The sequence below is a fragment of the Pseudomonas sp. MC6 genome, from assembly GCF_054790575.1.
The window spans coordinates 4,316,693-4,332,016 of the sequence record NZ_CP186504.1 but is presented as its reverse complement, the minus strand read 5'-3'; the positions used below and the strand labels follow the sequence as shown (position 1 = coordinate 4,332,016).

Sequence of the window (15,324 nt, the reverse complement as noted above, 5' to 3'; positions counted from 1 at the left end):
TGAGTTTGAATGGGTCGTGTTTGCTCGTTAGTTTGGCCTCTCTTTTTTTTGCTGAGGCAAAACTCTGTGCAGAACATCAATAAGCTTGAAACTGTTGAAGTCAATTTCGAAAACGTTATAAATCTCGTAGACCTCCAGCAGGCTTTGTTGCCTTATGAGGGTTTCCCGGTTTACGAAGAGGTCATGCGTTATTACGATGCATGCCTGGAAAGAACGGGCTCATCAAGGTTGCTGGAGCCGGTAAGACTGTTGCGCCAGACACTGGAACCCCTGCGCCAAGGCAAGCGGAGCAAGCGTGGTGTGGGCTCGTCAACGGCCCGCGCGGATGAAACAGAACCGAATGTTTCAGATGTTTATGACAAGGTCGAGAGTTTCGAATCTCTCGTTCAGTACAGTGCTGGGCTGGTCAATACCCCAGCGACGGAAGTCCCCAGGGTTGTGCACTTTGTATGGGTCGGTGGTGGTATCGGTGCCATTCAGCGAGATTATCTGAATGTGTGGAAACAGGTGCTTGCCGAGCACGGCTATACGTTCAATCTCTGGTACGACAGCGATGCACTGCTCGCATATCAAACCAACAAACTGATTGTTGAAGCTGCCAAGGCAGATGCTCTAAACCAGGTGGCTGGGAAAACCGTTTCCGAAAATGAACTGGCTTCTCTTTTTGAAGCTCGGGCAATTGTTTTGAAACAACAAATGGCGGCGCATATCAATGCAGCGGTCGCCAGAGGTGAGTTGGCTGATGATGCCCGGATTGATTTACTGACTCGCGCTTATGGTCAGGATGCCAACGTCCTGGAAGCGCTTAAGTCACGAAACCGCGAGAGCATAGAAGTGCAACTCGGTGATGGTTTTCAGTTACGTGATCTTGATGGCAGTGACAGGCTTATACAGTTGCAAGGTATTTACGAGCAGGAAACTCGCCTGCGCGGCAATCTCGCGGCAGCGTCTGATGTCGTTCGTGCCGAGGTCCTGTATGGCGAAGGCGGGAGCTATGCCGACGTCGATAATTTGCCGCCATTGCGTAAGAGTATCGGTGATACGGACATCAGCGCCTTTACCGATCCCCAGCGTTTGGGCGTATTGCAGCTCTTGCTCGACAAAAATCCGCACTGGATGCCAGGACGCGCGGCGATGCGTAGCAGTTATGGCAATCATGTCGACAACATCCCTCAGGCATCTCGCTCGGCGCTTGAGGCGTTTGCTCAAAGCCAGCCCGCCATGAGGCAAGTCTTCGAGCTTCCGGCAGATCGTCTGGTACGGCCGTTCGCTGTGCGGGCCGTGGCTCAGAACAGTTCGATCAATAACGCGTTTCTGATGGCTCATCCTCGCGCGGCAATGCTGCAAACCATTATTGGGCGCATTCGATTCAACTATGAGGTGGTCAATGACGCTATTCGCCGGGCAGCACAACAAAGAATAGCGTTGATCGATTCGACGAGTATGCAGCCATTGGCTGAAGAGTTTATTGCGAGCCGTTGGGGGCCTTTGATTGACCTGTCTTCAGAGCGTTCCATTTCTGCAGATTATCTGGCCTATTCGGCTGCGCGCTACTTCAGTGATGGTATTCGTCCGCAAAGCGAGAGCACCGTCTACCTCAGTGGCCCCCGTGCTGTCCGTGACGGCATGGACGATTTCGGGCGAATTCACCTGACCGAGCATGACGGGCAAATCCTTCGCGATGACGCATCCATTACTCCGCGAGTCAGCGTTAATCGCGTCACGGAGGAGGAACTGGATCACTCCTGGAAAGAAAATGAGAATGATGCCGTGAAGTGGGTCAGCGGCGAGCAAGAGCGCTGGCAAAAGGGCCAGTACCGCACGCGCTACAGCGGTGATATGGCCGAGCTGCTCAAGGGCTCGGCCATCGAGTTCGAACAGGGCTGGCCATTGATCGAGGGAAGAGCGGTTCTGCTCTCCAGTGTATTGCAAGGTCTGATCGATGGACTCGGCGAGCCATTCATCAAGGCGATGCAGGAGCAGCACAGCGGTGTAATCAACTTTGAAGCCGCGCTGCCGCTGAGCTTTGGCGATCGTCAGTTGATCAAACAACAGGCCCACAATGCACTGCCTCCGGTGTTTCTTGGCGATGCACGGATTCAGGAACTGGGGCTGGACGAAGTATTGGTGGCAATGGGCAATGGCGAACTGGATGTTCTCCATCTCACGCCATTGCAGCGATTGTCACTCGGTGTTCTGTTGGGAATGGACTCACTGCACAGCATTAATTTCGAGAAATACAGCGTCGAACTCGACAACCTGGTCAACAGCTTTCACAAACTGGGGGTGTCGAGTCGTTATGCGGCGATTGAGCGACAGCTTTATCAACTCAAGGCTCCGGCATTTCTGAGTGGTCTGAATTTCGCTGCTGTCGAGTCTGAAGCCTCGCCAGCCAGTGCGCTGAGTCTGAAAAAGGCTGCACTGATGAAGGCGTATACCCAGCAGCAGTGGGGGCGATGTGCGGCGCAGATTCAGCAGGTCGCCACCAAGGAGCATCGTCTCCTGGTCGGCGAAAAACTGGATCAGGTACTCAGTGAATTCGATAGCGAAGCCCGCAGCGTCAAACTGGTGCCTCAGGATTTGATGCTCAACGGTATCGGCGAGACGATTGGAGGACGTTGTTATCCATTGGCGTTGGTGATGAGCGCAGCCTTGACCGAAGGCGGGCTGGCCTCTCATCGATTGCGTGAGCGCTTTTATCTGGCGGCTCTTGAGCCGCAGCAAAGTGATTCGATCGCTTTTGGGCTCGCACTGGAAGAGCTTCGTGGTACTGCGTTGAGTGAAGTCGGCACACCGTTTGGCCACGCCGATCTGAAGCAGGTCGGCGCCGCTCTGGAGAGTCACACCGGTACTCGCACGATGATGCTCAACTCCGAAAACCATTCGATGCTGGTGGCGAAAACTGTAGTGGGTAACGTGGCGACTTACCATTTTTATGACCCCAATTTCGGTCTGTTCGAGTTCGAAAGCGCCGCCCAGTTACAACGTGCGCTCGAGCACTTTTTCGTACGTCAGAAAATGGCCGACTATTACGCAGCGTACGCTGGCGAAAACGGTCCTCGGTTCGATCTGGTGGAATTGCATGGCGATCAGATTTCGGCTTTGCACCTTTCAAGCGGTTTTGAGGTAGCAAAACTGCTCGGTCCGGATTCGCTGCCGAAGCAACCGCCTGGCAAGATTCGTCAGCGCCTTGACAGTGCGCATGGACGCTCGCTGATGGAAAACTCACACCTGGGGGCCAGTCTGTTGGGCCTGGACAGCCACTGGTGGGGACAGCAGATCGCCAGCGCCACGGCGGCGTTGCAAGAACTGCATACTGGGGTGACACCTTTGGTGCCATTGTTTGAAACCCTGCAGGTTACATCGCAGGGCCACTACCAACTGAGCCTGGTTGATCCAGCGAACCCCGAACACGTGGTCGAAGTGGTCAGCGATGACTACCGGCTGTTGCGCATCAAACACTGGTTGTCCGAGCAGTTTTCCACGCTGGCGCGCAAACCGCAGCAATCCGCCGGTGTGCCGGATCCGACCGAGGCTGGCAGCGTACACACGCTCAATGCCGGGTTTACGATTCAGGCTTTGATGAACGCGTTGCGCAATCGCGAAGGAGACGGACGCACATTGACCATGGCGGTACGTCTGCATGCTTACCTCAACTATGCGCAACTTTTGCATGGAAACGTGGTGGATGTGGTCGGCCTGATTCGACTGGTTCGCACCGCATTGAACGAGGTGAAGATCATTGCGCGCACCACTTCATCCGTCGTCGGTGAAGCCTTGGGGCATACGGCCAATGAAGGTGTCGGCGCCGTGTTGGGGCTGGCTAACGTCGGTTTTGATATTTATCAGCTTGGCAATGCACAGGATGGCGTTGAACAAGCGCAGTTCGGCACGCAACTGGCCTTCGACTCTGCCAGCCTCGCATTGACCGCAGGTGGCATCGGGGCCGCGTTGACTGGCGCGTCGACGGCCGCAGCGGTATTGGGTGGTGCCGGGGTGATCCTTGGCGGGCTGGCGGTAGGTGTCGCGGCGCTGGCCCAAGGCTTTGCTGTCATTGCTCGAGATGCGCAGGGCGTCGGCAACTTTTTCGCCGACATGGAGGAGGCTTATCGGGGTGTCGGGTATCACTTCGATTCTGAGTTCGATGCCTGGATTGCCAACCCCGCATTGATCATCAAGCGAATTGATCTGGGGGCGGGCACGGTGTCGCTCGACAGTCCGAAGCTATACCCGTTGCGCAATCACTTCGGCGTAGCGGACTTCGATGCCGACTATTCCCGGGCGATTGATATCCGCAGTCAGTTGAAGCTGCCTGACCGGATCGGATTCACCCCGCCTGTCGCGCAACCGATCGTACTGCCTTGCACCCCGCAGACCTGCTACGGCTATGAGTATCAGGCGCTACCGTTCGCCAATTTACGCCACGACCGCGGCTTTGACACGGCAAGGCGTCTGGAGCAAAAGAAGCCTGACGGTGACTGGTTGTTTCTGTTCTCGTTTTACTCTTTTCCCTCCCATTACATCGTGCGGCGCCTGTTGCCCGATTATCGCGATACGCTCATCGAGGTTCAGTTGGATGGTATTGAGCGCACGCTGGTGATGCCGTCATTGCCGGATGTCTGGAAGGGCAAACTGACGTACAGGATCACCGGGTCCGGCAATGCCTGCGCACTGACGCTCAGTCGCGGTGGCAACGTCGAGCTGCATACACAGAGTTTGCAAGCGAGCCGTTGGCAGTTACACGCCACATGGGCCAATGAAGCCGACATTCGAATTGAGGCAACGAGCGAGCTTTACATCGGTGATGTGCAAGTGAAGCTTGGCGAGGGGGCCCACGAGGTGATGATCGGTACAGCCGACGGACAGATGTTCGGCATTGACTGGGCCAGACGCCAGTTGACCATCCTCGAGCAACGCGCGCCGTTTGGGCTCAATGAACAAGCATTGCTCGAACATTACAAATCTTTGGCTCAGGAGCATCGTCTGACACTGGCCTATACGCCAATCAGGGATTGGTTGATTCCATTCGAGTCGCCACATCAGCCGCGTTATGTCAGGGCCTGGTATGACGCGCAGGAAGACCGCTTTCTGTACATCCGCAACGAGCGTGCGGGTGAAACCGACAGTGCACAGCTGGCGTTGGTGAGCGGTGGCTTCGCCTGGTTTTGTGTGCCGGACAGCTACGATATCTGGCAGGTGGATGCGATCACCGGATTGCTCAAGAATCGCTATCGCTTATTGCTGGCGGAGGGCAAAAGCACCATCGGTGACTTGCAAGCGGATGAGCAGGGCACGATTCACTTCGTGCAGACCGTGGTGGGTGCGACGGGGACTCAGCTGTTCGGTTATCTGATTCACGATGGCCAACTGCTGTTGAGCTCCGTCACCTACGAGCAGAATCGCGAGTTGCAGGCGAAGGTTTTCGCCGACAAGACGCTGAAGGACTGGTCAGTGGTGCTGGGCACGTACCTGACGCCCCGCGCCGTGTCGGCGGTGGATGGCTTTTCGACGCTTGACTGGCAGCCGGCACCGTATGTTTCGGTCTGTTGGGCATTCGATCCTGACAAGCGCGACCTGGTGTGGGTGCGCAGCCGTGACCGGCTTTTGATCCACCCGCTGCCTTTGCCCCGTCATGCCCGTGGCTGGCACGACTCGATCAAGAACCTGAGCGACATGGTGCTGTTGCCGATGGCGGACGAAAGCGATCTGTATTTCATCTACAACCGTCTCGATCAGACGCTCTGTCGTCTGCAAATGACCGCGCAACAGGGGCTGGTGCAATGGTCGCACCGATGGGTTGAACCTGAGGGGCTGAAGCAGGTGATGGCTGTCGAAAATGGCTACCTGGTCCTGGACGATCAAGGCCGGTTCTTCAATCTGACAATGTCAGGAGAATTGCAGTTGGGTGGGGTCGGTGAGCAGTGGCTGAAGGATCACAGCCATTGGTGGCAGGCGCTGGAGCCGCTAGCCAGGCGCTATTCGATGGACAGTTTTGCCATCATCGGCTTAAAAAACGCCACGGGAGACGGTTACCTCAACGCTTGGTACATCAACGATCATTTGCTGCTGTGTGATCTTGGCCGCGACAAGTCTGTACGCCTGCTGGGCGTGACGCCGGACAACCGATCGGGCTGGTTGTTTGATCTGGCCAGCGGTGCAATCTGGAGCCAGGAACTGGTCGAGCCACAGTCGCTGGTCGATGCGTTTGATGAAGGCGCGCAGTTGCTGCATACGGACGGGTTGCCGACGCCCGGACAGGATTGGGCCGATTGGCGGTTTGCCGAAGTGTCCATCGAAGGCGCCGGGTTAACAGGAACGACGGTGGACGGTGTCTCGCTGAGGTTGAGTTACCTCGAGCCTGAAGTGATTACCGGTGTCAGTCAGGACTGGGTTAATGCGCAGCACGAGCCGTTGGTTGAGCGACTGCAAACGTTGCTGAGCGATGTGGATCATGAAACATTCGTACTCGTCGAGTCTGCGCCCGGCAGTTTGCAATGGTATGACTCGCAAAGCGCGAGACTGATAAAACTTGCCGACAAAATGCTGCCCACCGAACCCGTACTGCTGGGTACGCAGCAACGCTCGAATGTGCTGCTGCACGACCGGCGCGAGGGAGGCCTGAACGTCTATCCGGGACGAAGAAGCATTGGTACGTTTGACTACCTGGAGCGAAACGCTCAGGTACTGACCGTTGAGGGAAGCAACAGGCTGGATGATCTACTGCCGTTGATCCCCGATGACGTGACGACCCTGATTCTGCGAATGGGTCAGGGTCATGTGACTTGCCGGTTGTCGAAAGCCGCCTGGCTGAAGCTGGATTCGTTGATCATCGACTGTCGGCATGCGCTGGGCGAAGTACCGGCAGTACCGGGAAAGCTGATCTGGGATTTCGATTCGCCGCACAAGCTGTTGTTCGAGATCGTCGGGGAGCATTTGTTGATCGTCGATCCTGATACGGAACACAGCCTGATCTTTCGTGATGTGTGCTCCGCTGACTCCGCCTTGCGCGGAGAAGTGTATCTGGCCTTCAAGGACCAGCAATCACATGCGATATCGACGTGGGTGCGGCGATTGCAGGCGCGAACCGAACGCAGCGCTCGGGTGACGATGCAGACGCTATTGGCAAAACCGTATTTCGCGGACTGACCAGGCAATTGGGTAAAGCGCCGCAAACGGTTTCGTTTGCGGCGTTTTTCCATACACCCTTGTTGCTAAACCAACGCTCAGGGCACCAGATAACCTTTGACCCCGGTAAAAATGATCTGCGCCGCCAGGGCGCAGACGAACAAACCCATCAAACGGCTGACGATCTGCAACCCCTGATCACCCAGAATCCGCTCGATGCGATTCGACAGATACAGCACCACACCTACGGTGAAACTGGCCAGCGCAATACTCATGATCGCGGTGAGTTTGTCATCCCAATGCGGCTGGCTGATACCCATCACCAGCAAGGCACCGATGGTGCCCGGGCCGACGGTCAGCGGAATGGTCAGCGGCACGATGGTGACGTCCTGCTGCACGTTGTCGGCCTGCACCGCCGGCTTACCCTGCGCCATGCCCAGTGCCGAAATGAACAGCACACTGCCGGCGCCAATGCGGAATGCATCCACGGTGATGCCGAACACATCGAAAATCACCCGCCCGAACAAATACAGCAAGACACTGGAGACCAGCGTCGCCAATGCCACTTTCCACGCCAGGCGCCGTTGCTCCTTACGCGAATAACCGCGGGTCAGGCTGATAAAGCAGGACAGCACGAAGAACGGGCTATAGAGCACCAGCATCTTCAGGTAAACGCTGAACAACACATGGAGCATGGTGCAAGCTCACTGGCGAGGGAAGTCGTGGGGGAGTCTATCAGGCGCTAAAGGGTCTGTCGGCTCAGGAGGCAGGCGTCGTGGCACGGTTTTGCTGATCACGCTGGGCTACCCAGTGTTCGATCAGCTCGCGCAATTGCGACAACTCGACCGGCTTGGACATGTGCCCATCCATCCCGGCCTGCCGCGCGCGCTCCTTGTGTTCGGCGAGAATGTGCGCCGTCAACGCCACGATCGGCGTGCGAATGCGTTGGTTGCTGACTTCCCAGGCGCGCAGTTGCTGGGTCGCCGAGAAACCATCGAGGATCGGCATTTCGCAGTCCATCAGCACCAGGTCGTAACGCTGGGCTTTCATCGCCTGCAGCGCTTCTTCGCCGTTGGCGGCGGTGTCCGGTTGCAGGTTGAGCTTGCCGAGCATGCCGCGAATCACCTTGGTCGAAATCGTGTTGTCTTCGGCGACGAGGATGCGGAAATCGCTAGGCACTTTGGCGGCCGTGGCCGGGGTGACCACTTGCGGCTGAAACACCACTTGGCCTTTGTTGCGCTGATTGAGTTCGTCGGCCAGCGTAGTCTTGAGGGTGTAGCCGGCCACCGGTTTGGCGAGGATGCGTTTGATTCCCGAGTTGCGCGCGATGATCTTGCTCGGCGCGTTGCTGATGCCGGTGAGCATGATCAGCAGGATGTCGTGGTTGAGGCTTGGGTCTTCCTTGATCTTGGCCGCGAGCTGCATGCCGGTCATGCCCGGCATGTTCTGATCGAGCAGCACCACATCAAAGTAATCACGCAAGTGCGCCTTGGTTCGCAGCAGGGCTAAAGCTTCCTTGCCGGAAGGCACTGCGCTGACATTCAGCCCCCACGCACTGCATTGCTGGACCAGTACTTTGCGGCAGGTATCGTTGTCGTCGACCACCAGCACCCGTGCGCCTTGCAGCGGACTGTCGAGATCGGAGGTCGGGTGTTCGAGGCGATCGGGGTCCAGTGGCAGGGTCAGCCACAGCGTGCTGCCCTGACTGGCGCCGCTCTTGATGCCGAATTCGCCCTGCATCAAACGAATCAGTTGTCGCGCGATGACCAGCCCGAGATTGCCGCCCAAGCGATTCGCCGAGAGGAAGTGCTTGCTGTGCAGTTCGGCGTGCATCAGCGCGTCGCGTTCTTCCTGCTCCATCGGCGCGCCACTGTCCTGCACGGCGATGCGCAGGCGTGGTTTGCTGCTGCGTTCGTCGAGCGCGACGACGATCAGCACTTCGCCTTCATCGGTTTTTTTCAGGGCGTTTTCCAGCAGGCTCAGCAAGGTCTGACGCAGACGCGTCGGGTCACCGCTGATCACCCGTGGCACTTGCGGCTGGATGAAGCTGATCAGCTCGACGTTCTGTTGTTCGGCCTTGGCCCGGTAGATGCTCAGGCAGTCATCGATCAGGGCATTAAGGTCGAACTGAACGTCGTCCAGTTCGATCTGGCCCGATTCGAGCTTGGAGATGTCGAGGATCTCGTTGATCAGCGTCAGCAGTTCGTTGCCGGCGCTGTGGATGGTCTGCACGTAGTCGCGTTGCTTGACCGACAGCGGCGTACCCAGCAGCAGTTCGGTCATGCCCAGCACGCCGTTCATCGGCGTGCGGATTTCGTGGCTGATCTTGGCAAGGAACTCGGCTTTTGCGTTGATCTCGGCATTGCTTGCGGCGAGGTCGCGGCTGACGCTGAAACGGCTTTCGGTGATGCTGCGCTGACGCTCACCCAGGGCGATGCTCATCAACAGGCCGCTGATGCAGATGAACGCCATCAGGGTCATGATCAAGCCTTGCGGCGACACCAGCGTCAGCCCCAGCAAGGCCGGAAGAATGATCAGCGTGCCGATGTTGAACACCACCATCGCCGCGACGAACAACCGCGCCGGGCGGTAGCCCTTCTGCCAGTGAAAGAACGCGACGAACAACATGCTCAGGCCGGCGAGTGCTACCAGTGCATAGGTGATGATGTTCAGCGGCAGAGTGTTGACGAACAACAGCAACAGGCTGCAGGTCACGATAAACAGGATGTCGCCAATCAACAGTTTGTTCAGCGGGTGCGGGCCGAGCGGGGCGAAGAAGCGATAGGCGAACATCAATCCGGCCGGGGCAGTCAGCAACAGTGCCAGATAGGCGCCCGGCGTCTGCACCGCATGCCAGTTCGGCAACCAAGGCCCGGCGAGGTTGAGCAACAGCAACAGACTGAGGCCCAACAGGCCTTCGCAGACTGCCAGCCACAGGCTGCTGCGCGAGCGGGAGTAGGCGTAGCGCACCAGGTTGTGCAACAGCAGCATGCCGAGACAGCCGAACAGTAAACCGAAGACCAGCGTCTGATTGTGGTTGGCCGCGCTCATCACCGCCGATTGCAGAGTGACATGCGGGCGCAACTGATGGTCGGAGACCAGACGCAGATAGACGTCGAGAGGTTTGTCGCTCAGCGGCAGTGGCAGCATTAAGTCGCTGCTCGGCAACGGCCGTTCGGCCTGTGGCTGATCTGTGCCGGTGTTGCGTTGTTCGATCAGCTTGTCACCGTCGAGCACATAGAGGCTGAGCTTTGACAGGTCAGGGGCGAAGATGCGCAGCACTTGTTCGTGCTTGCCCGGCGCCAGGCGGAAACGCAGCCACAAGGCGCCATCGGGCTCGGACGCGGTGAGGCGATCAAGGTCGATGGGGCTGAATTGATTGGTGTAGCGAGCGGAGCGGATATCGCTCAGTTGCAGATTGCCCTGATCGTCAAGCAATACCGACCAGCCACTGCCTTGTGCGGCCTGGGCCGGGAGCATGCAGAGCAAGGTCAGCAACGTGACGGTGAAGCTTATGGCAATCCTGAGCCAGCGCACGGCGAAATCCCTTCGTAGGTTGATGCCAGAATATAACGATGCGCGGCGGCGGAACAGCCCGGCGAGGAACGGTATCCCTCGCCGGACTTGATCGACAGCTTATTCCTGGGTTTCGCCACGTTCACGGGCAATGGCGCGGTAGCCAATGTCCTTGCGGTAGAAGCAGCCTTCCCAGTCGATGGCGGCCGCCAGCTTGTAGGCTTGCTGCTGCGCTTCACCGACGCTGGCGCCCATTGCGGTGGCGCACAGTACGCGACCACCAGCGGTGACGACGTTGCCATCGTTCAGCGCGGTGCCGGCGTGGAAGACTTTGCCTTCCAGGCTGGCGGCTGCATCCAGACCGTTGATCGTCGCGCCCTTGGCGTAATCGCCCGGGTAGCCGCCAGCGGCCAGCACGATGCCGACACTCGGACGTGGATCCCACTGTGCTTCAACCTTGTCCAGCGCTTGCGCCAGGGCGGCTTCGACCAGCAGCACCAGGCTCGATTGCAGGCGCAGCATCACCGGTTGGGTTTCCGGATCGCCGAAGCGGCAGTTGAACTCGATAACCTTCGGGTTACCGGCCTTGTCGATCATCAGACCGGCATAAAGGAAACCGGTGTAGACGTTGCCTTCTTCGGCCATGCCGCGCACGGTCGGCCAGATCACCAGATCCATCACGCGCTTGTGCACATCGGCGGTGACCACCGGGGCAGGGGAGTAAGCACCCATGCCGCCCGTGTTCGGGCCGCTGTCGCCGTCGCCAACACGCTTGTGATCCTGGCTGGTGGCCATCGGCAGCACGTTTTTGCCGTCGACCATGACGATGAACGAAGCTTCTTCGCCGTCGAGGAATTCTTCGATCACCACGCGCGAACCGGCGTCACCGAAAGCGTTGCCGGCGAGCATGTCGCGCACGGCGTCTTCGGCTTCGGCGAGGGTCATGGCGACGATCACGCCTTTACCGGCGGCCAGGCCATCGGCCTTGATCACAATCGGCGCGCCTTTTTCACGCAGATAAGCCAGGGCTGGCTCGATCTCGGTGAAGTTCTGGTAATCGGCGGTCGGGATCTTGTGACGGGCGAGGAAATCCTTGGTGAAGGCTTTCGATCCTTCCAGTTGCGCGGCACCGGCGGTTGGGCCGAAGCAGTCCAGACCACGCGAGCGGAACAGATCAACGACGCCAGCCACCAGCGGCACTTCCGGGCCGACGATGGTCAGGGAAACGTTTTTCTCGGCGAAGTCGGCCAGTTGCTCAAGGGCCAGCACGTCGATGGCGACGTTCTCGCACTTGGCCTCAATGGCGGTGCCAGCGTTGCCCGGTGCGACGAAAACCTTCTGCACGCGCGGATCCTGAGCCACTTTCCAGGCCAGGGCGTGTTCACGGCCACCGCTGCCAATGATCAAAACATTCATTTCAAAAACCTCGGATGACGCTAATTCTGTTGAGCGCCGCAGGGACGCTTTTCTGTAGGAGTGAGCCTGCTCGCGATTGCGGTGTGTCAGTCACTGCAGCTTTGACTGATCAATGGCTATCGCGAGCAGGCTCACTCCTACATTGGAACGTGTTCTTAGTGACGGAAGTGGCGCATGCCGGTGAAGACCATGGCGATGCCGGCTTCGTCAGCAGCAGCAATCACTTCAGCATCACGCATCGAACCACCCGGCTGGATCACCGCAGTGATACCGACTTTGGCCGCGTTATCCAGACCGTCGCGGAACGGGAAGAACGCGTCCGAGGCCATCACCGAACCGGCAACTTGCAGGCCAGCGTGCTCAGCCTTGATCGCGGCAATACGTGCCGAGTTTACGCGGCTCATCTGGCCAGCGCCGACACCGATGGTCTGACGGTTCTTGGCGTAGACGATGGCGTTGGACTTCACGTACTTGGCGACTTTCCAGGCGAAGATCAGGTCGTGGATTTCCTGTTCGGTCGGCGCGCGTTTGGTCACCACTTTCAGGTCGTCGGCGCTGATCATGCCGATGTCACGGCTCTGTACCAGCAGGCCGCCGTTGACGCGCTTGTAGTCCCACGCTGCGGCGCGGTCAGCCGACCACTCGCCGCAGGCCAGCAGGCGCACGTTGGCTTTGGCTGCAACGATGGCGCGAGCCTCTTCGCTGACGCTCGGGGCAATGATCACTTCAACGAACTGACGCTCGACGATCGCTTTGGCGGTCTCGGCATCCAGTTCACGGTTGAAGGCGATGATGCCGCCGAATGCCGATTCAGTATCAGTCGCGTACGCCAGTTCGTAGGCCTGACGAATACCGCCTTCAGCGTCCGGGCTGACCGCCACGCCGCACGGGTTGGCGTGCTTTACGATCACGCAGGCTGGCTTGACGAAGCTCTTCACGCATTCCAGCGCAGCGTCGGTGTCGGCCACGTTGTTGTACGAAAGCTCTTTGCCTTGCAGTTGGGTCGCGGTGGCGATGCCGACTTCGGCAGGCTTGGCTTCAACGTAGAACGCCGCGCTCTGGTGCGGGTTCTCGCCGTAGCGCATTTCCTGAGCCTTGATGAACTGGCTGTTGAAGGTGCGCGGGAATTCGCTGCGGCCTTCGGTGCTCAGGGTTTCAGCCGCCTGATTCACGGTGCCCATGTAGTTGGCGATCATGCCGTCGTAGGCAGCGGTGTGTTCAAAAGCCTTGAGCATCAGGTCGAAACGCTGAGCGTAGGTCAGGCCGCCGGCCTTGAGGCCTTTCAGGACGCTGGCGTAATCGCTGGCATTCACCACGATCGCTACGTCTTTATGGTTTTTTGCTGCCGAACGGACCATGGTCGGGCCGCCGATGTCGATGTTCTCGATCGCGGTCGGCAGGTCGCAGCCTGGCTTGTTGATGGTGGCTTCGAACGGATAGAGGTTGACTGCAACCAGATCGATCGGCTTGATGCCGTGCTCGCTCATGATCGCGTCGTCGATACCACGACGACCGAGGATGCCGCCGTGGATTTTCGGGTGCAGGGTTTTCACCCGACCGTCCATCATCTCGGCGAAACCGGTGTAATCCGCGACTTCCACTGCGGCAACACCGTTGTCGCGCAGCAGCTTGAACGTCCCGCCGGTGGAGAGGATCTCGACGCCCAGAGCTTCGAGCTCCTTGGCGAATTCGAGGATCCCGGTCTTGTCGGAAACGCTGATCAAGGCGCGGCGGATCGGCAGGCGGGTAGTCTGGTCGGTCATCTCAATTTCCATCAAAAGCAAAGGAAGTCAGCAAAAAAGGCGACCGTTTTTTACGCGGGCGCCTTTCTGGTTTGATTGAATGCTTACAGCAGATCGTACTGCTTGAGTTTCTTGCGCAGCGTGCCGCGGTTAAGCCCCAGCAGCTCACTGGCCTTGGTCTGGTTGCCCTTGACGTAGTTCATCACGCTTTCGAGCAGGGGAGCCTCGACTTCGGAGAGCACCAGGTTGTACACATCCGTGACGGACGCGCCCTCAAGGTGGGCGAAATAATTGTGCAGCGCCTTCTCGACACTCCCGCGAAGGGTCTGACCTTCTTCGCTCGGGGTATTGAGGTGCTGTTTCAAATTCACGTTGTCGCTCACGGGTGTTGTTCCACTCACTAAAGTCTCGGTCATCATCGTCATGCGGCCACCCCTTCTTCGTCCCCTGTCAGGCTCTTGTAACGCTCGGCGAAGAACTCCCGAACGTTGGCGCATTGTGTTTCCGTACCATCCAAACGATTGAAGTGGGCGCGAAACTCCCTGGCGCCCGGCAAGGTTGCGAGATACCAGCCCACATGCTTGCGCGCAATGCGCACGCCCATCACATCCCCATAGAAAGCGTGAAGTGCGGCCAGATGCTCTAGCAGTATGTGTTCCACCTCGATCAGCTCCGGCGCCGGCAATTTCTCGCCGGTACGCAGGAAGTGTTCGATCTCGCGAAAAATCCATGGCCGCCCTTGGGCGGCGCGGCCTACCAACAGGCCATCGGCACCGGTCGCGTCAAGGACGTAACGGGCCTTTTCCGGCGAGTCGATATCGCCATTGGCAAAAACCGGGATCGACACGGCCTGCTTGATCGCGGCAATCGTGTCGTACTCGGCTTCACCCTTGTAAAGATCGGCGCGAGTGCGGCCATGCACTGCCAGCGCGGTGATCCCGGCCTGCTCGGCGATCTTCGCCACGGTCAGACCGTTCTTGTTGTCGCGATCCCAACCGGTGCGGATCTTCAGGGTGACCGGCACATCAACCGCAGCCACAACGGCCTGCAGGATCTCGGTGACCAATGCTTCATCTTTCAACAGCGCGGAACCGGCGGCCTTGTTGCAGACCTTCTTCGCCGGGCAACCCATGTTGATATCAATAATCTGTGCGCCCAGTTCGACGTTGGCCCGGGCCGCGTCTGCCAGCATCTGTGCATCACCACCGGCAATCTGTACCGAGCGTGGCTCGGGATCGCCTTCGTGGATCATGCGCATGCGCGACTTGCGGGTGTTCCACAGGCTCATGTCACTGGTGACCATTTCCGAGACTACAAGCCCTGCGCCCAAACGCTTGCACAGCTGACGAAAGGGCTGATCGGTGACCCCCGCCATCGGGGCGAGAATCAAGCCGTTCTGCAATGTGTATGGGCCGATGCGTACCGCCGACATAGGACTTCCCTGAGGTGGGGCCGGATCATGAGAGTTCGAAAAAGGGTTGGCATGATACCCGCTCTCGATGACTGGATAAAGGCTGAATTGAAC

Annotated in this window: 7 protein-coding genes; 1 reads left to right on the top strand and 6 read right to left on the bottom strand. The window is 58.4% G+C overall.

Going from position 1 to position 15,324, the window contains the following annotated elements; translation table 11 throughout:
• Positions 1-66: 66 nt before the first annotated feature.
• Positions 67-7,146, top strand: coding sequence for a TcdA/TcdB pore-forming domain-containing protein (locus tag ACOYXE_RS19410; protein ID WP_460926460.1), 7,080 nt, complete (start codon positions 67-69; stop codon positions 7,144-7,146).
• A gap of 77 nt (positions 7,147-7,223) precedes the next feature.
• On the opposite strand, the gene ACOYXE_RS19405 is transcribed toward ACOYXE_RS19410, so the two are convergent.
• The 6 genes from ACOYXE_RS19405 to dusB all read right to left on the bottom strand — a co-directional run bounded on the left by ACOYXE_RS19405 (position 7,224) and on the right by dusB (position 15,231).
• Positions 7,224-7,820: a MarC family protein gene (locus ACOYXE_RS19405; RefSeq protein ID WP_160055458.1), complete on the bottom strand. Its 597-nt coding sequence runs from the start codon at positions 7,818-7,820 to the stop codon at positions 7,224-7,226.
• Between the two features lie 64 nt (positions 7,821-7,884).
• Positions 7,885-10,662 carry a hybrid sensor histidine kinase/response regulator gene (locus tag ACOYXE_RS19400; RefSeq protein ID WP_460926458.1) on the bottom strand — a complete coding sequence of 926 codons (2,778 nt, stop codon included), beginning with the start codon at positions 10,660-10,662 and terminating at the stop codon, positions 7,885-7,887.
• A 99-nt stretch (positions 10,663-10,761) separates the two neighbouring features.
• Positions 10,762-12,057: a phosphoribosylamine--glycine ligase gene (purD, locus tag ACOYXE_RS19395; protein WP_160055462.1), complete on the bottom strand. Its 1,296-nt coding sequence runs from the start codon at positions 12,055-12,057 to the stop codon at positions 10,762-10,764.
• A 155-nt stretch (positions 12,058-12,212) separates the two neighbouring features.
• Complete coding sequence (gene purH / locus ACOYXE_RS19390) at positions 12,213-13,820, bottom strand: bifunctional phosphoribosylaminoimidazolecarboxamide formyltransferase/IMP cyclohydrolase (RefSeq protein WP_320335885.1); 1,608 nt, start codon at positions 13,818-13,820, stop codon at positions 12,213-12,215.
• 83 nt (positions 13,821-13,903) lie between these two features.
• A complete protein-coding gene (gene fis, locus ACOYXE_RS19385; RefSeq protein ID WP_002555375.1) occupies positions 13,904-14,224 on the bottom strand; it encodes a DNA-binding transcriptional regulator Fis in 321 nt (106 codons plus the stop codon).
• Positions 14,221-15,231 (bottom strand): tRNA dihydrouridine synthase DusB, encoded by a 1,011-nt coding sequence (dusB, locus tag ACOYXE_RS19380; RefSeq protein WP_116031736.1) that lies wholly within the window; start codon positions 15,229-15,231, stop codon positions 14,221-14,223. Before dusB ends, fis begins: the two co-directional genes overlap by 4 nt.
• Positions 15,232-15,324 lie beyond the last annotated feature (93 nt).